Origin of the sequence: Paenibacillus shirakamiensis (assembly GCF_017874255.1) — a bacterium.
GTDB lineage: Bacteria > Bacillota > Bacilli > Paenibacillales > Paenibacillaceae > Fontibacillus > Fontibacillus shirakamiensis.
The window spans coordinates 110,792-134,647 of record NZ_JAGGLD010000001.1 but is presented as its reverse complement, the minus strand read 5'-3'; the positions used below and the strand labels follow the sequence as shown (position 1 = coordinate 134,647).

Genomic DNA, 23,856 nt, shown 5'->3' with positions numbered 1-23,856 from the left:
CCCCATTTGTTCCTGGTAAATCAAGAGCTGATTTCAATCCACGCACTCACATGGAGTGCGACAAAAACATCAAGTATCTCAATGACATTTTGTTAATTTCAATCCACGCACTCACATGGAGTGCGACTTCACACTGATTGGAAATGCGGTTTTAGGTCCTATTTCAATCCACGCACTCACATGGAGTGCGACTGTGTTTGGTAGGGGGTAGGGTATGCATACCACGTGATTTCAATCCACGCACTCACATGGAGTGCGACAGCAAAAATACGTTAATTTTAGTATTAAATTGATAAATTAATGCGTTTCATACTACATAACCTTAACAAGAATAAAAATTGATCATATTATTTTAAAAAAACGCGTCAACATCCCTCTAATTTCGACAAATTATGAGGTGCGAATCTCCCAGGGATTTCGTGGGAGCTTGAGGTTCGCACCTTAAGGTCCAACTCATCCAATGTTATTGGGAACTGCACTCAAATCTAAGTCTGTTCTCCATTTATTTCAACAAAAACTCCGTATCCTGCGTTCGTTTTGGCCCCAATTCCTTCATAATGGAGAGCTTCCACAAGGATGTCTTTAGCGAGATTTAGCCATGGGGTTGCTTCAGCTTCATTCCCTTCAAAAGATAATGCGATAGTGAACTCACCTTTTGCAATCAAGAAAGGAATAGGAATGGGTGAATCCATATCACTGGGTGCTGGATAATCCTGAGTGTCATTGTAAAGATCTACTGAAATCTGATTATACAGTTGATGGTGAGGAGTAAGAACATCTTGCTTAAGTGAATTTGCAGCCGTAGATGGTGTAATCCAGGCATCATGAAAATGGACATATCCCGCACACCCCTCTGTTCCAAACAACACCTGATAATCATACTCTGTTTTACCTAGGGCTGATGTATGAAGACTCAACGTGTGAGAAGCATATCTGGCTGCTAGTCCCTTTAGAGCTGAAGCGGGAATGTAAGGTATCCCGTAAATCGGATGAAGGGATAGATTGGTCTCCAAGATGGACACTCCTCCATGTCCAACAGCCAGCGGAGAGATAGAGCGGACCAAGAATGAACACATCACATGGTTCCCGAAATGACGCATATTGTAGTACCGCTCATATCCTTTTTGGTACACATTATACTTTTCTCTATCCCATGATTTTATATAGAATTCAATGAAATCTGAATAAAACTCACTCTTTTTTTCACTTTTTTGTACTACTTGATCTAACGTCGGGCCGAAAGGTTTCAGACTCCATTGGCTTTTGTGAAGTTCCAGATAGGCATTCATAATGAACTCCCAGATGAGGACGGGCCTATAGAATCAAGCAGACTGTCATTCATTTCGGTTGCCTGTTCCACTTTCAGAATAGCCTCCGCATATCTTTTGAACCACACTGAAGCACGCAACACCTGCTGAGAAATGAATAAATATTCATTATTAGCAATATTAGCATTGAACTCAGGACCTATCGCTTTCTCCATATGTATCAGAAACAGAGCATAGGGGTGTTCCTGGGATGTGGATACATTTGCCTTAGAAGATTTAGCTTGAATAAATATCTTAGCTAGACGTAGCCCATTCGTCAGCACTAATGAGGGGAACCGGTGGCACAATTGCCCGTATTCGCTTGCAAATACATTTTTCCCAGCCTGTTCAGATAGCTTCTGAACCTCCATAATGCTCTCATAAGCTACCTGAGCATAGTAGTGTTGACTCGACTTCATGACCGTCCTCCTGTGATCCGGCAACGTATTCTACCCTTGCCAAGGGTAATATTCCCGCCCATATGTAGCACCGTTTCACGCTCAAGTTGATCTAGAAATTGATCTCTTCCGATCGTGCTGGAACTTCCTCCTACACGATCGCACCAAATTAGTGCATAGAACACTGCCTCAGTGGGGACATATTCTTCGTACCATAATGCACCATGTTGGACGGTTTTGGTATCTTCGTTCATACGAATTCTTGGCACCACTTCGCAGCACATCGCCGCGAAATATTGAAATGTCTCATCACTCACGAGGACAACACGCTTCTGCCATAACTCCTGCGAAGGTTTATCTTCAAATAATTGTTGGCCCATCATTTGAGCCCAGTCAGCTAGACTCTGTGCTCGTATTCCGTTACCCGTAAATTCATCTAAAAACAGATTATCCGCATCTCTTCCTACATTAGGATGTAACAAGCCTGTATCGCTAACCCATGCTAACTGGGGTTGTACCGTTGCTTCTTGCTCGAATCTAGTCATATCAGGGAGCGTCATGGGAAGACCTGATGCCACTGCATCACGCTGAAACCTTTTTAATACTAACGGGCATGTCACATAAGCAAATATTCCGAAACGACTGGCCACGGGGAAGGCGAGCAGACGGCCATCCGTAAATACCAGAGCGCCTGCATTTCCCTCAACCTCCCCCTGTTGTCCAAATGCTGCATCTAACCATTGTGCAGAACGGTAATATCCACGCTGAGCTCCCTTAAGACTACTGCCCGGAATGAACGGCCACTCCGTTACTTTCTCACGTTGAATAGGCATATCTATATTACCCAAACCTTCTCCCGAACCTATATGTAGTGGTGACAGACAGTGCATCCACAGCCATCGACTTACTTGTGATCTCTGAACTTGTTCCATGAAATTTGCCCCTCCATCATTCTTTCGTTTGATCTGGATTCCAAGTGCCCCACACGGCTAATCCAGCACCATCTTCGTGGTCGAATGCACTTTTACGCCGATTGGCATCGGACACCGAGTGTAACCATGCATGCTCGGCTAATTGTGCTGCATTTCCTTCTATAACTTCAAAGAAATACACACTTCCTGCAGGTACCAACCTGCGAACTGCTTTTTCTCTACCTTCTTCAATCTTGGTGGAGTGACTCCATCCTGATATCGGTTGCCAGCGCGAGATGCAGGCCCATACTAGACGCAACTTAACGTTTGTTCCTTGGAACAACGGAGATTCTAATTGTTCGCTCAACCATCCGGGCTGCCACCCTTTTTCAAAAAAAGCAGGGGTGACTAACATCATCCGTACATACTTTGCGTCGTTCATAGCTGTGATGATTGCTGAAGGACATGCCCAAGAAGAGGATGCCTCGGGGGCATCATGAAAATGCACCAATCTTCGTTCTCCGCCCATGGTGTGTATGTCGGATAAATTTCCAGTCCAACCCTGATCCTCATTTGATAAATGAACTGCGGTCTCAAGCACCAGATCGTCTGGATATACGATAGACTCTGTTGAATATAAATGCTTATCCTTAGCGATCCCTCGCTCAAGATCTATTTCAATGTGTGTACGTTCTTGATGGGGGAATGCATTTAGGAATAACGGACTTGTATCACTTGAAGAACCTTGTAACCAAGCTGTCATCTGGGCGGCGCCAGTAGTCGTATCCAAAGATTCAGTAAGCCAGTCCTGTAGCCACTGAGCAGATACATAGGCTGGCCATTTCTGTACCTTCTTTCGCGTACCCGATCCTAGAGGAGGCCATAATTTGTCATGCAAGCGTCCTTCCGTCCCAACACCGTAGAATCCTAATCCGTCTTCTTCCAACCTCTCCGGACGTATGGGAACAATACATTGCAACCTAACTTGATCCTCATCTTCAAAAAATTCAGCATCTTGTGGCATAGGAAAATACAAATTCCCTCTCCAGCGGTGGAGGGGTCCTCTAATGATTAATTTGGAGAAATAAGATAATGGCGAAGCCTGCCCTAGCTCGTGTTGTCTTCTCTTAGCTAACATCGTCCTTATGGTACCTGCCATTACACTCGGAGTTACATCATTTAGCGTATACGCCCGAATGCCAGGTGTTCTGTTAAATGGCCTCCCATCACGAATCATCAGCGGATCTAATGGAGTAGCTTGCAACCATTTAATCATAGCTACATTCAACCTCCTTCATCTGCATCATGACAATACATTGTTCAGCGATACGTTGCAAAGACTTAAGCGGTTCATGCTGAAGATGTATCCATGGTTTCCACTCCGCTATGAACCAATTAGTCAACTCTTCGGTACTTATACACTCTGGCTTCTTTTTATATATGAGTCGCTCTATTTCCATGAGAAGCAAATCTCCCAAGCTAGACGGATCTTGCGACCACGCCGAGTGCTGAATCATACGCATATATGTGCGATATAGTTCTCGGAGTTCGTAAGCGAACTGAGCTGAGAAAAAGTTTTTTTCTTTCCAGCCTTTCATTTTTTTCATCATTCCAACCGGATCAGATGAGAATGGAAATGCCACCCTCATGTGATCTCCTCCGCTTCGTTTGTAGAAATGAATAGCCAGTGTATCTCTAGTTTCTTTGGCTAATTTCTCTGAAGCGCTTGCCATCCTGCGTACTTCCTCCAAAGGTTCTAACATATGTGCTATTACGATACCTATGGAAAGAGTTGAAGGTTGCCTAGAAGGGGTGTTCCCTTGCATACATGTGGAGAAACAAATTCTCAACTCCTCGGCAGCATCAAGGCAACGGTGCACAGGTAAGTAGGCCATAACATCATCCCCTCCACCATATACCAGTCTTCCTTGATGTTGTTCCATAATCGAAGCCGCCTTGTTAGCAAAGTTGGACAGCGCTTCCGAGAATTGAATATGCTGTTCCGTCTCTCTGATTTTACGTAATTGCCGTCCCATATGGTCACCATCGGCAACCAGAAAAGCATAGTAAGGTGAAGGTCTGCCTAACGCACGTCCATATTTCTCATCTTGACTGAATTTGCCTGTATATAGTAGTTCAAGACGTTCCAGAATTTTTTGCTTTACAATTATGTTAGTATCTTCGGTAAGTTCAAACCTCTCAGCTAGATAATCTTCTACACGGCGTGGATAAAAAAGCCGCGCATCTACAGGAGTCTCAGCTTGAGTTACCTCGCTAACTTGATCCAGATAGGCCTTAACCGCTTGTTGAAGATTAGGATTGTGTCGGATTTCGTGCTCGTAAGGTAAAAAAGCAGTCTCACACACCGACTTGAATGCCTGCTGCTCAGGAACAAGACGTAAAGACAGGCGCTTGATAACAGATATCGCATCTAATTCTTCATGGATGTGGATGCCAAGTGCAGGAAGCTTCTCCCTCTTATCTTCAGGTCGTCTCCATACCGATTCCCGTCCTCCATCTAGGGAAGATTTCTTCTCGCCATAGAGCATGCCAGGCACGTTCGGTTTGAAATCTCGGAGTAATTTTCTTGCTGCCATTAACGATTCCACGTGATGTAAGGCATAACTGTAGGGTGTAACATGCTCTGAAGTATGTATGGCAGTCTTGTAACGCCCCGATGATTCAATTTTGTCCAGATCTGCCCAAGTCGCATAAAATTCTACTAAATCGCTAACCTGTCTGTTCCAAGTACCGATGTTCACGTATGGCTCGACAAGCTCCATTGCCGCACGAGCATATCTTTTCCAGATTCCTGTAATTACATAGCGGATCTGCTTCGCTATTGCTTCAGGATGATCGCTGTGAATACGGCCGAGAATCTTATTAGGCGCATTAGAGCGATATCCTTCTGTAGTCGCATGTTCTTCCTTAACCAGTGCAGGATAGATTAATCTGCCGCCAAGACGAACAAATTCGCTAGCACCAGCACGACTCATCTCAGAGAGTAGAAATGAACCAAACCATAGATCTCTCGTCCTCCGCGCTTGATTAATAAATTCTTGTACAGGACCGATAGAGAACAGCATTAGGTATTCAATTACTTCCCTTTGTAGTGCTTCTTGTCCTGTTCGAAGTTCGTTGACTGACAAAATTTTCTAACCTCCCAGCTATCTAAAAATGCCTCTATGGCAGAGTTATAAAAAGTGTGACCATGTTTCCAGAGCGGATTTTGCTTGTACACAACGCGGTGTTTCACTTTAAGTTTCTTCAACAACCCCTCACCATTATGTTTCAGGGTCTGCCCAGAATTGTATTGTCCCTCTTTAAGCTCCTTCAACCTCTGACCCTTCTGTTTCAGTTCAACCTCTTCTAGAGGAGGATGATTCAATACAGCAATAACCCCAATGGCTCCCGTCTTACTATAGGCTAAAGGCTTCAAAATAACGGGTGAAGTGAGACGTTCTCTATCCACAGGCAAAAGCTCAGTGTCTTTAGGGTCTTGTTCTATCCCGTTCTTAACATCAGCGTCATTCTTTCGAAATTTAAAAATGATAGGAAGACCAAACTCGGCACGTGGAAAAGCGATTAATTTCTCCTTTTCCTCAGGAAAAGGTATTTTATGTTTAGGATGGGATGTATCAGTTAAGGCCCGAATAGAATCTGCCTCAGGCCAAAAGCTTCTTTTCAAATTATTCTTGTTCGCACGACCGCGAAATAACTTGTAAGCTTCAATGACTTCATGCCAGTTCTTATTCACACTAGAAGAATGCGTTCGCACTTTCATCTTTCGGGATAAGGTTGGCCACTCCCTATAGGTACCTGGCTGTAATTCAGAAATGTCTCGCATGCTAAGTTCATGTTCGAACCAAGACATGAACTGACCATTATGAATATCCTCCCTCTTTGGAGAGAATTGAGGGGAGTACAGACTCCCACAACCTCTTCGTGTTCTGGAACCCAGTCCTCCGAAATTAATCCAAGCCCATAGTGCTGCCTCCACCTCTGGTTTAAGTTCGGAATTTTTATAATTAATAGTTAGAAAAAAGGTAATACCGCATGTTTTTAAGGCTTCTGATTTGTTCGATTCATTACCAAAAAACAAAGCATATTTAGGAAATATCATTGTGTTATGTTTAGAGGAATGTTCTTTATCATTTTTAAGTATGACGGTTACTCTAATGTTACTGGGAAGGGTTGTGTCACCAAAAATCTCAATCTCATGCTTCCGAAGATCAAAGACATTTGTATATTTTGCTCCGCGAGTGGCTCTCCACCAGAAACGTAACTGCCCTCGAATAGAGCTCTCACGAATAATATGATCGGTGTCAATTCTCCCAGCAATATATCCCCCACCATACATGGGTGTAACAAGTGTAATCTCGTAATTTGCCTTACATGATGTAGAACTCTCTAATGAAGATCTAGAGGTATTAATTTTTGCGGTATGTGGAGTTCCCGGGCTTTGTCTCAAGACAAGATGCTCCCTTCTGGAACTTCTGTACTATTAGCTGTGAGCTTAGCAAAAGTTCGAGCATAAGCAAAGTGAGGGAACAACATAGGATTGTTAATTAGCATCAATAGTTGATTCAGTTGAAAGTTCAGACTTAACAAATCATTATTAGGAATGCGCAAATCGCTTAGTGGTTGCTTGAGTGCTTCTATGACGTGACCACCTTTACCTATTTCCTCTGCTTCTCCTATCCCATTTAGTTGCCTTCCCCACCAACCCAGAGTGTTATCTTCAAAGGGAACTTTTAACTTATACTCTTGTCCGCCATCGGTAGTAGAAGATTCTAATTGCTTTAATAGAATAAAATCGAAAGACTTTTCAAGTCCCTTAACAGTTTTACTTAGAGTACTATTATTTACCCTTTGAAAGTTACTAGCTAAAATGCGAATCGGCCGTGTCCTTGGCTGCATTGTATTGGTATCCCCCGTTACAAAGCCACTAAAAATTCTAGCTAATCCCGATGGCACAGGTTGTAGTTTCTTAATACTGTTAGCCCATAGTTCTAGATCATCAATATTTAATTTTTTGCTTTTACATTCAATCACAATAGCTACTGCTTCTATAGGAATGAATTTGAGGGTATTATATTGAAAAACATACGGCGTGTATTGTTCATCGTATACGGCGATATCCACTTCACTTGAGCGACGATTCTCCGAATCTATAATAATGACCCCTTGAGCTAACGAGTACTTAAGAGGAATAATATTACGAAAAAAATTCATCCACATGACTTCACGATTACTGCCAGATACTCCATCATGTGAAGAAGCCATATCAATTTCCTCAGACATCATTTTGTTCAACTTCTGATAATTACTAGAAATCAGTTCCATTGCGCTTTTTTCATTATTAGAACTCATCGCTTCCCCTCCTCACAAAATTTTACATAGGTTGAATTATATTATATAACCTAAAATTCCCCTTTAATTTTAATATTCGACATTTCTGACTAGCAAACCTTTAACAAAGCAAGAAATTAAAAAAGCGTAAGCAAAAGAAGATAGATTCAAACAACAATATAATGTGGTGCGAACCCCAAGCTCACATAAAAACACTAGGCGATTCGCACCTCAGTTTTTGTCGAATTATGAATTAATTAGGCTGCTTGCTGTGAAGTCAAGGATTGATTTATACTATTAATCAGGAAAATATACTGAAGTCATACCCAATTCATCTAGTTAATAGATCATTTGTGTGTAATTTTGCTGTCGCACTCCATGTGAGTGCGTGGATTGAAATTCCCAAGTGAAGCACCTCCATGTGGTTTGTTTGTCGCACTCCATGTGAGTGCGTGGATTGAAATTGTGTAGTGAGTGACTTTGTAATAATCGTCTGGGTCGCACTCCATGTGAGTGCGTGGATTGAAATCAAAGTATAAGGATACTGTTATTGATCTTGCAGCTGTCGCACTCCATGTGAGTGCGTGGATTGAAATATAAAAATCGTAAATGGCAACAACGAAAAAGGAAGTCGCACTCCATGTGAGTGCGTGGATTGAAATATAAAAATCGTAAATGGCAACAACGAAAAAGGAAGTCGCACTCCATGTGAGTGCGTGGATTGAAATAAAAACAGAAGCGGAAGCAGATTTCGTAATATATACGTCGCACTCCATGTGAGTGCGTGGATTGAAATCTGAAAAACCGTATCCGGGAAACCCGTACATTAGTCGCACTCCATGTGAGTGCGTGGATTGAAATAGTCAAGTCACCACAGTTTTCAAAAAACACTTCAGTCGCACTCCATGTGAGTGCGTGGATTGAAATACGTCTATCTAGTCCCGATGCGTCACCAATTTTTGTCGCACTCCATGTGAGTGCGTGGATTGAAATTTGCTAGACATTTCAAAGGTATCTCGGGAACGTCCGTGTCGCACTCCATGTGAGTGCGTGGATTGAAATTGCTGTCAAAGGGACTTCAAAAGCCAATGATCCTTGTCGCACTCCATGTGAGTGCGTGGATTGAAATAAACTATTCGGAGGTGTCAGGTAAGTATGAATGAGTCGCACTCCATGTGAGTGCGTGGATTGAAATTATGGATGACAAGACGCTCTCTTGGAGAGCTAAAGTCGCACTCCATGTGAGTGCGTGGATTGAAATCTCTATTTTACCTATTCTTACATGGGTAGATGCCGTCGCACTCCATGTGAGTGCGTGGATTGAAATATTACTGTTACTGAAACGCTTGGCGGAGTCAAAGTCGCACTCCATGTGAGTGCGTGGATTGAAATCATGACGCTTGCCAATCAGATAAAAAAGGTACAGTCGCACTCCATGTGAGTGCGTGGATTGAAATAACGTGGTCATTATCCAACCCCCTCTGCAATACCTGGTCGCACTCCATGTGAGTGCGTGGATTGAAATTACAAAAATCAATGATCTCAGATCCTTTAGTGAGTCGCACTCCATGTGAGTGCGTGGATTGAAATTTCTGAGTCGTCCGAGATACCCCGGGCAACAACTGTCGCACTCCATGTGAGTGCGTGGATTGAAATACCTTCGCTCCGCTTGATTGTTGTGGTGCAATTGCGTCGCACTCCATGTGAGTGCGTGGATTGAAATATAGGTGGATTGGCTTATCCATTTACTGATCTAAGTCGCACTCCATGCGAGTGCGTGGATTGAAATATAGACGACACTCCGGCGTTATCTGTCCATGAGATTGTCGCACTCCATGTGAGTGCGTGGATTGAAATATCTAATTCCGCACTGCTTGTCTTGTCCGGATCCTCGTCGCACTCCATGTGAGTGCGTGGATTGAAATTCCGTCTACTCTTACAAATTGAGCATCAGCGCCGTGTCGCACTCCATGTGAGTGCGTGGATTGAAATATAGTGCATATCAGCGGGTACCTGATAGTACCGACCGTCGCACTCCATGTGAGTGCGTGGATTGAAATACCGTTATCAATCCGTTTAGCTCTGTACTCTCTGTCGCATTCCATGTGAGTGCGTGAAGAAAAATTTTTTCATGATGTAACCGCATATACAGGTCCTCAATCGCACTCCTTGCAAATATCTGATTTCAATTAGATATAGTCTCTATTAAGTTCACTAACCTTGGATCTCCACATTATTCCTTGATCTCTTAGAAATCTTTAAATTCTGCTTTACAGTACAATTATTTTTCTCAAGTCGTCCTGTACATACAGGATGCCTTTTTTTTAGATGTTCCTTCTAATCTTAATGATCGGGGTCTTCATTCGATGTCATAAAAAAACGGATTTAAATCATCAAAGTTACTTTGCAGCGTACATGCACTTCTAGGCGACGGCCTACATACAATGAACAGACCGCAAAGCCAGGTTGCATGCATTCTGCAGGAGGTGGCACCATTGCCCGGATTATTTACCGCAATTGCCCTGTTCATTAAGCAGCTCACACTACTCGTATCGTATGTCAAAAACAATGCATTCCCCCAACCTCTTACCGAGGAAGAGGAAACCAAACATCTCCTCCGTATGGCAGAAGGAGACCCCGTCAGTCGAAATTTGTTAATTGAGCATAATCTACGGCTTGTGGCTCACATTGTGAAGAAGTTCGACAATACCGGCGAGGATCTGGAGGATCTAATCTCTATAGGGACGATTGGCTTAATCAAAGCCATTGAGAGTTTCCGTCTTGGAAAAGGCACCAAACTTGCTACTTTCGCGGCACGCTGTATTGAAAATGAAATTTTGATGCACTTACGTTCCTTGAAAAAGACACGTAAAGATGTCTCTCTTCATGATCCTATCGGTACGGATAAGGAAGGGAATGAGATTACATTAATTGATATTTTGGGTAGCGAAGCAGATGACGTAGCCGAACATGTACAACTCAAAATGGAGAAGAGCAAAATCTACCAAAATCTTGACATTCTCGACGAGCGGGAGCAAGAGGTCATCCGTGGACGATTTGGACTGGAACAAGGTGGCGAAGAGCGAACGCAACGAGAAATTGCAAAAGAATTAGGCATAAGTCGGAGTTATGTATCACGTATTGAGAAGAGAGCATTAATGAAGTTGTATCATGAATTTTATAAGAAAAAGTAGAATTACTGATAATTAAAAATATAAATAATGAGGTGCGAACCCTAAGCTCACATAAAATCCCTAGGAGATTCGCACCTCATATTTTGTCGAATTTTAAATTAATTAGGGTGCTTGTTCAAAAGTCAAGGATTGATCTATACTAGTTATAGCGATAAATTACAAGTTTCCTATTAATTCATCTATTATATGGATGAATTAATAGGGATTTCGCTGTCGCACTCCATGTGAGTGCGTGGATTGAAATATCAAGTACCAGGTTGTAGAGGAGAGTGTTTATGTGTCGCACTCCATGTGAGTGCGTGGATTGAAATAATAATATCCTCCAGAGCATGATACGACTTGCCCGGTCGCACTCCATGTGAGTGCGTGGATTGAAATCACCGGAGGACTTCAGACAGCTTGATATCCGGTTAGTCGCACTCCATGTGAGTGCGTGGATTGAAATCAACGGATACGTAGGCATAGCGAATACAGATCCGTCGCACTCCATGTGAGTGCGTGGATTGAAATAATATCATCAAGATGATAGAGACTCACAAGGTTGTCGCACTCCATGTGAGTGCGTGGATTGAAATTACATTGGCTTTGTTCTTGCGTTTCATAATGTCGTCGCACTCCATGTGAGTGCGTGGATTAAAATTATCCTCTTGCGACTTTAATCCATCGAGCGGGTCGCACTCCATGTGAGTGCGTGGATTGAAATAGCCCTTAGCGGCAACAGGATCTAAAAATATAGTCATAGTCGCACTCCATGTGAGTGCGTGGATTGAAATACCAACCGCTTATCCTAAACAGCTTCCAGATTATTGTCGCACTCCATGTGAGTGCGTGGATTGAAATAAATATTGTCGAGGGCGTTGTCAAAACGATTAGCGTCGCACTCCATGTGAGTGCGTGGATTGAAATCAGGAATGCCCTTTAAACATCTTGATATAGTTAAGTCGCACTCCATGTGAGTGCGTGGATTGAAATTATTCTGGGGTGAGAAATATTCCAGTAATCCTTCGGTCGCACTCCATGTGAGTGCGTGGATTGAAATTTCGACTTTCCCGAGATGGGCCACCTCATCGAGATAGTCGCACTCCATGTGAGTGCGTGGATTGAAATACCGGACGCTCCGTTGCGTTTTACTCCTCTATTGTGTCGCACTCCATGTGAGTGCGTGGATTGAAATCAGTTGATTTAACCGCCGGTTTACGTGTTAATCCAGTCGCACTCCATGTGAGTGCGTGGATTGAAATATGCATGTGACTTACTGGAAACAGTCACGGCAGCGGTCGCACTCCATGTGAGTGCGTGGATTGAAATCAGTAGTCACGGAAGTGTCCGTTTTCTCGGCACGTCGCACTCCATGTGAGTGCGTGGATTGAAATTAACTCAGCTAAACTGCTATATTGCGGCACTATCGTCGCACTCCATGTGAGTGCGTGGATTGAAATTCTCATCTGGTTTGGATGGATGTTTCCTATCCTTGTCGCACTCCATGTGAGTGCGTGGATTGAAATTCTTTGGGCTCGTCTATCATCACCTCATCATGTACGTCGCACTCCATGTGAGTGCGTGGATTGAAATTTAATTTCATAGATCTCTCCGTTAATAAATCCGCATAGTCGCACTCCATGTGAGTCCGTGGATTGAAATAAAGCAGGTATCTGACCTCAACAACGGTTTTGCGTCGCACTCCATGTGAGTGCGTGGATTGAAATCAATTCTGTGTCTGTCATCTGCAATCATTCCTTTTCGTCGCACTGAATGTGAGTGCGTGGATTGAAATCAGCTCACCATTCATACGTGCTAAGGCTGCCTCGTCGCACTCCATGTGAGTGCGTGGATTGAAATCTTCGTATACTTTTGTTGCAACACAGTTTGAAAGCGTCGCACTCCATGTGAGTGCGTGGATTGAAATTTTTGGCCTTTGCACATAGCACATACGCATTGCGTCGCACTCCATGTGAGTGCGTGGATTGAAATATCTTAGACCTCACGATTTCTAGAACATCTTGATGTCGCACTCCATGTGAGTGCGTGGATTGAAATCCCAGAGGATATGAAGCTTTTTATCGCGGCCGGAGTCGCACTCCATGTGAGTGCGTGGATTGAAATTACATTCTGAAAAGTACAATCGCTTTTTGTTACTCGTCGCACTCCATGTGAGTGCGTGGATTGAAATCTCCTAGAATACAGGTACAGGCGGTCGATGAATGTCGCACTCCATGTGAGTGCGTGGATTGAAATTCCTGTCCACTCTCTGTGACGGGCATCTTGGTTTTGGTCGCACTCCATGTGAGTGCCTGGATTGAAATCACTACGGCAGCCACTGCCAAAGATGCGGCAACAGTCGCACTCCGTGTGAGTGCGTGGGTTGAAATCAAGGACGAACGCTCTGCAAGCTCATCCATGATGTCGCACTCCGTGTGAGTGCGTGGATTGAAATATCGAATGGATCTCGCAGCAGCTCAAACATAACGTCGCACTCCGTTTGAGTGCGTGGATTGAAATCTCCACGTGCATCTGCGCTGTCAGCTTTATTTTGTCGCACTCCGTGTGGGTGCGTGGATTGAAATAAGTAAGGTTAGTTGCGCCCACAACAAGAAAAGGACGAGCTAATTAGCTCGTCCTTTTCCCTCTTCTATCTAACTATCTTGCCACTGACCTAGGACCAAGAGTACGTATAAAACTTCTCTGTTCCGAAGCGCTGTAGCAACTCAGCCTCAGCCATCTCTTCTTTGCCCATCAGTTCGGCAGCTTGGAACTGGGAACGGTGCGCACGAATGGATTGCAGCTTGTTTTGTAGAAATTCCTTAATATCTACACTTACGTCTGGATTGCCCAGATCTTTTTTCGTGTCCTTGGAGAAGGCCAAGCACTGCACGATTGGTCGTTCCGAAGCAGCTAGTCTTTCCACAATACGAACGACCGCTGCTCCAGTTGCATCATGATCGGGATGAACGCTATACCCTGGATAGAAGGTGAAGATCAGCGTAGGCTGAATTTCATGAATGAGATCGAGTAACGTCTGATCCAGCACCTTCGGATCTTCGAATTCAATTGTCTTGTCATGAAATCCCAGCATTCTGAGATCTTGAATACCAATAGCTCGGCAGGAAGCTTCCAGTTCTTTTTGACGAACGGCTGGCAAAGTGACGCGATTGGCAAAGGGTGGAATTCCCATGTTCCGCCCACGTTCACCCAAAGTTAGACATGCATAAGTAACCTGAGCGCCTTGCTCAATATATTTGGCTAGTGTACCTGATAATCCAAAAGCCTCATCATCTGGATGAGGAAGGATGACCAAAATTTTATCGTGATTCATATGCTCATCTCCTTTGGTAAGTTTAGAAAGGTTCCCGGCTCAATTGCAAAGACACAACAAGCTTACCTTGTGCATCATGCCCCGCTAGAATCAGCTGATCCGCATCCGTCTCGTCCCACTCGGTTAAGCCCTCGGTATAAATCCAGCCATGATCCATCTTCAAGCCGACGCGATAAAATGGTCCATCCCCTGCAATAGTACCGTGCGAATAACGAACGACAGCGTTCGTAAGAAAGTTCGCGGCAGGCTGTTTGTTGCTATCAAAATGGGCGGCATAGGCCCCCATCGTCATTTCCAAATGAACATAAAGATCCTGGTCTTGCCAAGAATCGATTCGATGCTGCACTTCTTCCTTGTGAATTACCTGCATGGGCCTGCTCCTCCTCAATATTAAGGTATCAATCTAGATTCAAAGCTAATTGAACTACTATACCACATTATACATCAAGTTGAAAAAAACCTACTAATTTTATCGGCAATTGCATTCAGACGTAAATTTAAAATTACAGAGCTGCTCCTATGATTTAAAAAAGGATCTGTATTCTGAATTCGCTACGATTTTCTTGAATTAATCACATGCATTACATGTACCTCATACACCTCTTACACAGCATGTATCTCATGCACCGCATACACCGCCTGTACCTCTTACAACTCATGCATCCCAAGCACCTCAAAAGCTTAATGGTTAAGCTCGGAATTCAAGCTACTTTCGTTCTCAAGACTCGTACAGTTTGATCTGGCCATATAACCTCTCGGACACCGTCATCAGTTCGAACTCTTTCATCTGAATTGCTAATAAAAGTAATGCATCTGCCTGTTGTTTTAGCAGCCGCACTCCTTCGGTAACTTTCCCCTGCTCAATCTGTATAAGCGCCGTCTCTACTGCTGAAGCCGTATTTAGGAGAACTTCATTTTTATTCAAAAGATACACATGAGACATAGACAAAAAGGATATTACATCCTCATGATTACACGATGGTGTGGATAAATGGTTATCATAGACATCGATCGTTGAGTTTTTATTAGACACCACAAAGCGACCTCCTTCAACATGTTCCGACAATTTATAAAACTTGAACACAGAGAAAAGAAGTTTAGTTTGGTTAATGTGCAGTAAAAAATTAAAAAAGCTCATCTAATAAAAATAAAAAAGCTTATCTAATAAATAAAAAATCGCTCTATAGACCAGACCGTGCTCATCTCTCAGCAGGTCTGACAATATGATTATCGACTTAGGAAAGATAAGTATACAGATTAATTACTTGAACATGGCTATGCATGAGCTTTACAGCAGCGGTATTGTCTTCTTTTTCCATTTTTAATAGAACCATCCATAAGCTGAAAAAGGAATTCATTCTGCATGGATCGAATCTTTATATACAATCATAAATTTTAGGAGGCAAATGGATGAGTACGATTCATAAGATGTTTGAACATGTGCACTGGGCAAATCAGAGAGTGCTAGAGACATTACAGCAAGCGGAGTCTGTTCATGCGGAGACTATTAGATTGTTCGCTCATATCTTGCATTCAGAGCAAGTGTGGCTTACTAGATTGCAGGGAAAGGATAGCTCCCATCTCCCCATCTGGTCCGATGCCAACTTGATAATCTGTGAACAGCTCGTGGTACAGAATGAACAAGGCTATAGGAGCTATCTACATGCTACTGAGGATAAAGATTTCAATCAGTTGATAACGTATAGAAATAGCAAACAGCAGCAATTCAGTAAGAGCATTGGCGATATACTAACGCATGTGGCGCTTCACGGACAGTATCACCGAGGCCAAATCAACCTGCGGCTCCGTCCAGAAGGAGTAGAACCTATCTCTTTGGACTACATTCTTTTCGTCGATTAAAGAAACATGAAATTTCAGGAATGACCATGATGAAGCGGCCAACTCGCGGCAATACTTTTTATAATATGATGGCTTATATCTTCTCTACTTGCACTAAGGGAATCGTTCGCACAGCAAATGTCTGCGCTAACTGATGTTCACTCAAAATATTTAATTTTAGAAGACTTGTGACTTTTGCAGGGTCTACTTTAGATAATAGCCGCCATAGGCCGGCTTCAGGGAGCGCCTCATACACTTTGAGATCATCATAGTCCTTACGCTGCTGCAAAGTCACTTTTAACCTATACCCGTCTACTTCTTCTACGATACCTACATCTAACGCTCCGTAAAAAGCCAGAATGTGTTCCCGTAAAATTGCGAGTTCCCTTTCCATCTCCTTCTGCTGTTGTTTAAGTGCATAATATCTCTGTACAAGCTGCGAATCTATCATCTGAATCACGCTCCTTTTATTCCTATGTCTATGAACAGGAAATAAATAATAGGACTTGCGGATAGATCAGCCTGATATCTACGACTCTGGAATATATTATAATAGGCATAGATTCAGAGTCTTATGCATATCCTATATCATAATAGAAAAGAGGAAACCTATTGGGACCTTTCAATAACGAACTTTTGAAAGATAAGGTGATTCTAATCACAGGTGGCGGAACAGGCCTAGGCCGCGCGATGGGCGAACATTTCCTTGCTCTAGGTGCTTCCCTAGCTATTGCCGGGCGCCGAACAGAAGTGTTACAAGACACTTGTGAAGCTTTTATTGCAAACGGTTACAATAAGGTTTTCTACAAAGGCTGTGATGTTCGCGATCCAGCGCAAGTAGAGGCGCTCGTCACTGCCGCGGAGGATCACTTTGGACGTATTGATATTCTGATTAACAATGCCGCAGGTAATTTTATCAGTCCGACTGAACGTCTATCTCCGCGTGCCGTTGACTCCGTTCTAAATATTGTGCTCCATGGCACGTTCTATACAACACTTGAGGTAGGCAAAAGATGGATCGAACAGGGGAGGGGGGGCACGATGCTGAACGTTGTGACAACCTATGCTTCCACGGGTTCGGGATTTGTAGCTCCTTCCGCGGCAGCCAAAGCTGGCGTATTGTCCCTCACGCGCTCCCTTGCAGTAGAGTGGGCCAAATACGGCATCCGACAAGTAGCTGTAGCCCCGGGTCCTTTTCCTACCGAAGGGGCATGGTCTAGGCTATCGCCAACCCCCGAACTAGAAGAACAAATGGTGAACCGCGTACCTCTTGGACGGGTGGGAAGCCCTGAGGAACTAGCAAATTTATGTGCTTTTTTAATCTCGGATTATGCATCTTATATCAATGGAGAAGTTGTTACGATTGATGGGGGAGAGTGGCTTCAAGGCGCAGGACAGTTCAATGATCTTCGTCAGGTTACGGACAAGCAGTGGGACGTCCTTGCAGACTTAACTCGCAAACCTAAAACATCATCTTAAACGGTTCCGATAACCTACAATACAATTTTAAAATAATTTAAAAGAATTTAAGAGAATTTAAAAGAATTTAGTTGAAGACACCTAAAAGGATTTAAACAAAGTTGGCTCCCCAATGTGTAACCATTTTTTACAAAATTGTAAATATACAAATCAGAAAAAAAGGAGTTACAAAAGAAGAGATGAATATGACACAGCGTAACAACGATTCTACTGCGAAGTTACATTACGAACTCTCATTACGAACTCTCATTACGAACTCCCATTACGTTACTAAAAACTAATATTCTTCATTCGTCAAAAGCTCCACTCCAAATCATAGGTTCTGCTTATTATTAGGAAGTTGATGGCTTGAAGTAGTTGCGCTACCACCACTAGGATGTGAAGCATCCATTTCTGCTTTCCATTGTAGAACAACACAAATAGGCAAGCAAAAGACCTCGTCCTCAGCTTGCCTATTCATTTACGCTCGCACCTCATATACGCGGATAGTTCTTCAAAATTTCTTGGAGTTTCAAAGCGAGACCTAGCTTGCCCTCGACTTTTAGCGTTCCCGTCATAAAAGCCATCGTCGTATTCAGCTCATCATTCAGTAGTTTGCGAAGATTCGCCTCGGACAGAATTAATGTACAATCGGGACTATATGTGCATCCATCTACCACTTCTACGGAACCTTCGCGAAAAGCCACTTGTACATCTTCCGCATCTTTCATCCTAAAATCGTAAATGGCATACAGTGATTGAATGGGCTCAGGTTGACTCGTCATATGGGCAGCAAGCTCGGCTAACTCTTCACGGATACTCATCCCTTCATCCTCCCTTAACCTCTTGAATCTCCTTTATCCTGTTTTTCAGGAATAGCTTTATCCAATACACGGAACGTTCCCGTACCGAAAGCTAGCAGTTCCCCAGTCTCTTGACGTGCATAAGCCTCAGCCGTAATCAGTTTGCGCGTGCTGTGAATGATATTCGCAGTTACGAGCACTTTGCCCTGCTTCGTAGGGGCTACGTAGTTCATATTCAGATTAATCGTGACCACACTAGATTCCGGTCTAGCTAGCATCACAATCAGACCCATGGTCGAGTCAATTACAGAGGCATGCACCCCGCCGTGCAGGATGCCAATCAAGTTCAGATGATGCGGCTGTATGTCGAAAGAAACGACGGCCTTCTCCGTGTCCAGCGACTCGATCTGGCACCCTAAATAATCCCAGAAAGTATCCTTGGCGGCTCGTTCCATACGTCGAAGCGCAGCCTGATCCACTACTGCATTAGTATCCATATTCCAGGCCTCCTGATGTCTAGTTAAAGGGTAAAGCCCTTCGCTAACGATCATCATCATTATGCGAAGAGCTTTCAATGTTATACACTTTTATTAAACGTGTCGGCTTCCTCATCAATCAGCTTGCGGCGTAATACTTTTCCTACCAGTGTCTTAGGAAGCGCTTCCCTAAATTCATATACCTTAGGAACCTTATACACAGCCAGCCGTTCTTTACAGAAACTTTTTAACTCGGCTTCGGTAGTCTCGCACCCGTCCTTCAATACGATATAAGCCTTCACACTCTCGCCCCGATAGGGATCTACGATGCCTGCCACGACAGCTTCAGCCACATCTGGATGTTCGAACAGCACTTCTTCCACTTCGCGAGGATAGATGTTGTAACCCCCAGCGATGATCAGGTCTTTACGACGATCCAAGATGAAAAAGAATCCTTCTTCATCCATTCTCGCCAAATCTCCTGTATATAGCCATCCATCTCTTAACGTAGCCGCCGTATCTTCTGGACGCTTCCAGTAGCCCTTCATTACTTGCGGGCCACGGACAATAAGCTCCCCAATCTCTCCAAGAGGTAGATCTTCACCTGTCAGACCATTGACAATTCTCGCTTCCGTATCGGGAAAAGGAAGACCAATCGATGCGGGCTTACGCCGTCCCCATATGTTGTTCACATGGGTCACGGGGGAAGCTTCTGTTAGACCATATCCTTCAATGAGGCGCCCCCCCGTAAGACGTTCGAACTTCTCCTGCACTTCTACAGGAAGCGGAGCTGCCCCGCTAATGCACGTCTCAATCGAAGACAGGTCATATTTGACAACTTCAGCGTTGTTAATAATAGCAATATACATCGTAGGCGCACCGGGAAAAATAGAGGGTCGCTGCTTATCAATCGCCTTCAGCACCTGCTTAATCTCAAAGCGAGGCATCAAGATCAGTGTACCTGCCGTATATATTGCCAAATTGAGTAGCACCGTCAAGCCAAACACATGAAAAAACGGCAACGCCGCTAGATACTTCTCCTTGCCCTTCTCACATTTGTAGAACCAGAGATTGGCTTGAATCGCATTCGAGACCAGATTCATATGCGTAAGCATAACCCCTTTAGCGAACCCTGTAGTGCCTCCCGTATATTGAATAAGGGCAAGGTCTTCCTCGGGATTCACCTCTACATGTACAGGGGCATCCGAAGAAGATTCAAGTAATTTTTTAAATGAAAGCACATGGTTACTATACTTCACGGGCACCGCCGCCGTTCCATCCTTCTTAGCTTTTAGAGGATAGAGCACATTTTTGGGAAACGGCAAATAATCTTGAACACCCGTCACTAAGGTGTATTCTAAGGGATGGTTCTCCATTGCTTTGGTAACTCTGCCAACGAGAGCATCGAGTGTCACAATCATTCGCACACCCGCATCCGTTAGTTGATGCTCAATCTCACGCGGGACATAGAGTGGGTTCGTCATAACGGCGATTCCACCAGCAAGCAGCGTCCCATAATAGGCAATGACGCCCTGAGGACAATTCGGAAGCATGACCGCAATCCGATCCCCCTTGCGAATACCCAACTTTAGCAGGGCATTCGCAAAACGGTAAGCGGATTTCAATAGTTCTCGATAGGATATTTTCTTTCCCATGAAATCCAGTGCCGTGTGGTTCGGATAAGCCAGCGCCGAGTCGACCAAAATGTTCGCAAGGTTCATTTTTGGATAATCATAAGAATGCGGGACCTCTTGCGGGTACTGATTCATCCATGGTTTGTTCGGCATTCAAGACACCCCAATCTAACGAATGGTTACAGTGCGTACTTCTCTGTCGCTATGACTCGATCCCCAATGTTACGTTTAATCTCCAAAGTGTTCATTACCGGCTTGCGCGTGAGCTTCTTGAGTATGGATAACTGAGTACGTAGCGTATCTCCCGATTCCATCGCAGCCAAGGTCTCTCTTGTGTAATTCTCAATCTGTCCAAAAGCTTCCTGTACAAAGACGGTGGTCATATATATAGCCAGCTGTGCTTTCGCTTCACCGGAACGATCAATGAGTTTGCGTGTACGCAGAATCGCACTTTCCATAGCAAAGACTTGAATCATAATGTCGGCTAGATTCGCTAGAATCTCTTGCTCTTCTTCCAGCTTCATTTGATATTTCTGCACCGCTTGGGCACCTGCCATCAGGAAGAGCTTTTTGGCCATTTTGAGCAAGTGTATCTCTTGATCCAGCGTATTCTCCAGCACGGGGGCAGGAATCGGTTCCATGAGTTCAGCTTGCAGGGCCATGGCCTTTTGCATCAAAGGCAGTTCGCCTTTCATCGCCCGCTTCACAAGTGTACCCGGTATAAGCAATCGGTTGATTTCGTTCGTGCCTTCAAAAATACGGTTAATGCGGGAATCTCGGTAATTCCGTTCTACACGGTACTCTTGAATGAATCCATACCCACCATGAATTTGTACACCCTCATCTACGACAAAGTCTAATGTCTCGGAACCAAACACTTTGTTAATCGAGCATTCCAATTGGTATTCCGCAATTGCTTTTGCAGATTGTTGTCCTACGTTATCGCTATTGTGGTCCACTTCGGCAAGGCCCGTGTCGAAAAGTCCCGCCGTACGGTACACCATGCTCTCCAGCACAAACGTACGAATGTTCATGTCCGCTAGCTTTTTGCGAATCAGAGAGAAAGAAGAGATCGATTTGCCGAATTGAGTACGTTCATTCGCATATTTAGCAGCATATTCAATCGTATCCTTAGAAGAACCTACACAACCTGCGGCTAATTTGAACCGACCAATGTTCAGGATGTTGAACGCAATCAGATGTCCTTTACCCACTTCCCATAGCAAGTTCTCTGCTGGCACTTTTACATCTTCTAAAATAAGCGGACAGGTCGATGATCCTTTAATCCCCATTTTCTTCTCTTCTGGTCCGATACTTACCCCATCCATCGTGCGCTCCACAATAAAGGTACTGAAGTCTTTGCCATTTACCTTGGCATACACAATGAAAATATCCGCAAATCCCGCATTCGTAATAAATTGCTTGGTTCCATTTAATGTATAGTAGGTTCCATCTTCACTTAGCACTGCGGAAGTCTTCGCACCAAGCGCATCCGAGCCCGATGAGGGTTCTGTTAAGCAGTACGCTGCGATCTTCTCTCCGGATGCAAGCGTCGGCAGATACTTTTGCTTTTGTGCTTCGTTACCGAAATAGACGATGGGCAAGGTACCAATTCCTACATGTGCCCCCACAGACAAGGCAAAAGAGGAAGCTTTCGTCAAACGTTCATTTAGCAGTGTAGCACTTACTTTATCCAGACCTAGACCGCCGTAAGCTTCGGGTACTTCTGCACCTAACAGACCGACATCCCCCGCTTTGCGAAGCAACTCCCGAGTAAGATCATAGTTCAATTTCTCAATCTCTTCATGACGCGGCTCAATCTCACCTGCAACGAATTCAGTAGTCGTCTCCCCTATCATGCGATGTTCTTCGGTAAAATCCTCGGGCGTAATGATCGTGTCAACATCTTCGATAATAAAGCTGCCACCAATGACTTTGTTATTTAATGTTGTACTCATAATTTATTCGCTCCTTTGTTCCTTCATGTTATTGAGGATGAACTTCGAATACACCAGCCGCGCCCATACCGCCGCCAATACACATCGATACCACACCATACCCTCCGCCTCGGCGACCTAACTCGCTAATTAAGGTCGTAGTAAGCTTTGTTCCTGTGCAGCCTAGAGGGTGACCAAGTGCAATAGCACCTCCGTTGACATTTACTTTATCTTCATCAAGCTGTAGTTCCCGGATGACCTGTATACACTGCGATGCAAATGCCTCATTAATCTCGAACAAATCTACATCGGCAAGCGTAATACCTGCCATATCCAGCGCCTTAGGAATGGCCTTAATCGGCCCCACGCCCATAATTTCTGGCTCGACGCCGCTTAGCGCGAAGGACTTGAACGTAGCCAGTGGCTTGAGTCCCAGTTCATCGGCCTTTTCCCGGCTCATCAGCACCACCGCTGCTGCACCATCGCTGATCTGCGAGGAATTACCCGCAGTGACCGAACCACCGAGCTTGAACACAGGCTTTAACTTACCGAGCCCTTCTGGTGTAGTGTCTCGGCGTACGCCCTCATCTGTATCGAACAGGAATGTATTTCGAACTACTTTCCCTTCCTCATCCACTTTCGTCAGCACTGCCTCAAAAGGCACAATCTCGTCTTTGAATTTACCTTCTGCAATCGCTTTTGCAGCTTTCTCATGAGAACGTGCAGCAAAAGCATCCTGGTCCTCCCGAGACACGCCGAAGCGTTCCGCAACTTGTTCCGCTGTGTGTCCCATGCCTATATATACTTCCGGCATCTCGTCAACAAGACGGGGATTCGGCGAGATCTTGAACCCTGTCATGGGCACATGACTCATGCTCTCTACTCCTCCGGCTACCATCACATCCGCATTCCCCAGCATAATACGCTCCGCCGCAAAAGCGATGGACTGCAACCCTGACGAACAGAAGCGATTAATTGTAAGCGCTGGGACGGTGTTCGGATATCCTGCATACAAGGACATAATTCTTGCGAAATTCAGTCCTTGCTCACCTTCAGGCATGGCACATCCAATGATGACATCCTCCACGTCTTCTTTACGCAGTCCAGGCGCCCGCTCGATAACAGCCTCTAGCACCACTTTGCCTAGATCATCGGCCCGTGTCTCTATGAGACTGCCTTTATTCGCTTTCCCGATGGCCGTCCGTGCCATGGACACGATTACAGCTTCTTTCAT

19 protein-coding genes and 3 CRISPR repeat arrays (1 of these 22 running past the window's edge) are annotated in these 23,856 nt (G+C 44.3%); of the genes, 3 read left to right on the top strand and 16 right to left on the bottom strand.

The window, feature by feature from the left end; translation table 11 throughout:
- Positions 1 to 260: a CRISPR direct-repeat array (repeat unit 32 nt; unit sequence ATTTCAATCCACGCACTCACATGGAGTGCGAC); it reaches 371 nt to the left of the window's first position.
- A 225-nt stretch (positions 261 to 485) separates the two neighbouring features.
- The 7 genes from cmr6 to J2Z69_RS00535 are packed head-to-tail and all read right to left on the bottom strand — an operon-like array spanning position 486 to position 7,989.
- Entirely contained in the window at positions 486 to 1,289 is an 804-nt protein-coding gene (cmr6, locus tag J2Z69_RS00565; RefSeq protein ID WP_209858236.1) for a type III-B CRISPR module RAMP protein Cmr6, read from the bottom strand.
- Positions 1,286 to 1,726 (bottom strand): type III-B CRISPR module-associated protein Cmr5, encoded by a 441-nt coding sequence (gene cmr5 / locus J2Z69_RS00560; protein ID WP_209858234.1) that lies wholly within the window; start codon positions 1,724 to 1,726, stop codon positions 1,286 to 1,288. Before cmr5 ends, cmr6 begins: the two co-directional genes overlap by 4 nt.
- Positions 1,723 to 2,637 carry a type III-B CRISPR module RAMP protein Cmr4 gene (cmr4, locus tag J2Z69_RS00555; protein WP_209858232.1) on the bottom strand — a complete coding sequence of 305 codons (915 nt, stop codon included), beginning with the start codon at positions 2,635 to 2,637 and terminating at the stop codon, positions 1,723 to 1,725. The genes cmr5 and cmr4 overlap by 4 nt, the downstream gene beginning before the upstream one ends.
- Before the next feature lie 16 nt (positions 2,638 to 2,653).
- Positions 2,654 to 3,892, bottom strand: a complete 1,239-nt coding sequence (gene cmr3 / locus J2Z69_RS00550; protein WP_209858230.1) for a type III-B CRISPR module-associated protein Cmr3 — start codon at positions 3,890 to 3,892, stop codon at positions 2,654 to 2,656.
- On the bottom strand, positions 3,885 to 5,765 hold the full coding sequence (gene cas10 / locus J2Z69_RS00545) for a type III-B CRISPR-associated protein Cas10/Cmr2 (RefSeq protein WP_245338902.1): 1,881 nt from the start codon (positions 5,763 to 5,765) through the stop codon (positions 3,885 to 3,887). The genes cmr3 and cas10 overlap by 8 nt, the downstream gene beginning before the upstream one ends.
- Positions 5,714 to 7,087: a type III-B CRISPR module RAMP protein Cmr1 gene (gene cmr1 / locus J2Z69_RS00540; protein WP_209858228.1), complete on the bottom strand. Its 1,374-nt coding sequence runs from the start codon at positions 7,085 to 7,087 to the stop codon at positions 5,714 to 5,716. Before cmr1 ends, cas10 begins: the two co-directional genes overlap by 52 nt.
- Positions 7,084 to 7,989, bottom strand: coding sequence for a DUF6602 domain-containing protein (locus J2Z69_RS00535; protein ID WP_209858227.1), 906 nt, complete (start codon positions 7,987 to 7,989; stop codon positions 7,084 to 7,086). Before J2Z69_RS00535 ends, cmr1 begins: the two co-directional genes overlap by 4 nt.
- A gap of 347 nt (positions 7,990 to 8,336) precedes the next feature.
- Positions 8,337 to 10,093: direct repeats of the CRISPR family, unit length 32 nt; unit sequence GTCGCACTCCATGTGAGTGCGTGGATTGAAAT.
- Between the two features lie 370 nt (positions 10,094 to 10,463).
- Between J2Z69_RS00535 and sigK the strand changes: the two genes are divergently transcribed.
- Entirely contained in the window at positions 10,464 to 11,162 is a 699-nt protein-coding gene (gene sigK / locus J2Z69_RS00530) for an RNA polymerase sporulation sigma factor SigK (RefSeq protein WP_209858225.1), read from the top strand.
- A gap of 211 nt (positions 11,163 to 11,373) precedes the next feature.
- Positions 11,374 to 13,726: a CRISPR direct-repeat array (repeat unit 32 nt; unit sequence GTCGCACTCCATGTGAGTGCGTGGATTGAAAT).
- Between the two features lie 89 nt (positions 13,727 to 13,815).
- Here sigK and bshB2 read toward each other — a convergent pair.
- The 3 genes from bshB2 to J2Z69_RS00515 form a co-directional block, all read right to left on the bottom strand.
- Entirely contained in the window at positions 13,816 to 14,475 is a 660-nt protein-coding gene (gene bshB2 / locus J2Z69_RS00525) for a bacillithiol biosynthesis deacetylase BshB2 (protein ID WP_209858223.1), read from the bottom strand.
- A gap of 22 nt (positions 14,476 to 14,497) precedes the next feature.
- A complete protein-coding gene (locus J2Z69_RS00520) occupies positions 14,498 to 14,845 on the bottom strand; it encodes a YojF family protein (RefSeq protein ID WP_209858221.1) in 348 nt (115 codons plus the stop codon).
- 348 nt (positions 14,846 to 15,193) lie between these two features.
- Positions 15,194 to 15,508: a hypothetical protein gene (locus tag J2Z69_RS00515; protein WP_209858219.1), complete on the bottom strand. Its 315-nt coding sequence runs from the start codon at positions 15,506 to 15,508 to the stop codon at positions 15,194 to 15,196.
- A 377-nt stretch (positions 15,509 to 15,885) separates the two neighbouring features.
- On the opposite strand from J2Z69_RS00515, the gene J2Z69_RS00510 reads away from it, so the two are divergent.
- Positions 15,886 to 16,335: a DinB family protein gene (locus tag J2Z69_RS00510; RefSeq protein ID WP_209858217.1), complete on the top strand. Its 450-nt coding sequence runs from the start codon at positions 15,886 to 15,888 to the stop codon at positions 16,333 to 16,335.
- A 73-nt stretch (positions 16,336 to 16,408) separates the two neighbouring features.
- Here J2Z69_RS00510 and J2Z69_RS00505 read toward each other — a convergent pair whose 3' ends face one another.
- A complete protein-coding gene (locus J2Z69_RS00505; RefSeq protein ID WP_209858216.1) occupies positions 16,409 to 16,765 on the bottom strand; it encodes a hypothetical protein in 357 nt (118 codons plus the stop codon).
- 161 nt (positions 16,766 to 16,926) lie between these two features.
- Between J2Z69_RS00505 and J2Z69_RS00500 the strand changes: the two genes are divergently transcribed.
- Positions 16,927 to 17,793 (top strand): SDR family oxidoreductase, encoded by an 867-nt coding sequence (locus J2Z69_RS00500; protein ID WP_209858214.1) that lies wholly within the window; start codon positions 16,927 to 16,929, stop codon positions 17,791 to 17,793.
- Between the two features lie 473 nt (positions 17,794 to 18,266).
- On the opposite strand, the gene J2Z69_RS00495 is transcribed toward J2Z69_RS00500, so the two are convergent.
- From J2Z69_RS00495 to J2Z69_RS00475, 5 genes are all read right to left on the bottom strand, one after another.
- Entirely contained in the window at positions 18,267 to 18,596 is a 330-nt protein-coding gene (locus tag J2Z69_RS00495; protein ID WP_209858213.1) for an SCP2 sterol-binding domain-containing protein, read from the bottom strand.
- Positions 18,597 to 18,610: 14 nt separating this feature from the next.
- The gene (locus J2Z69_RS00490) at positions 18,611 to 19,072 is read right to left on the bottom strand and encodes a PaaI family thioesterase (protein WP_209858212.1); all 462 of its coding nucleotides are present in this window, start codon (positions 19,070 to 19,072) and stop codon (positions 18,611 to 18,613) included.
- Positions 19,073 to 19,152: 80 nt separating this feature from the next.
- Positions 19,153 to 20,838: an AMP-binding protein gene (locus J2Z69_RS00485; RefSeq protein ID WP_209858211.1), complete on the bottom strand. Its 1,686-nt coding sequence runs from the start codon at positions 20,836 to 20,838 to the stop codon at positions 19,153 to 19,155.
- A gap of 26 nt (positions 20,839 to 20,864) precedes the next feature.
- Positions 20,865 to 22,643: an acyl-CoA dehydrogenase family protein gene (locus tag J2Z69_RS00480; RefSeq protein WP_209858210.1), complete on the bottom strand. Its 1,779-nt coding sequence runs from the start codon at positions 22,641 to 22,643 to the stop codon at positions 20,865 to 20,867.
- Positions 22,644 to 22,671: 28 nt separating this feature from the next.
- Positions 22,672 to 23,856 carry an acetyl-CoA C-acetyltransferase gene (locus J2Z69_RS00475; protein WP_209858209.1) on the bottom strand — a complete coding sequence of 395 codons (1,185 nt, stop codon included), beginning with the start codon at positions 23,854 to 23,856 and terminating at the stop codon, positions 22,672 to 22,674.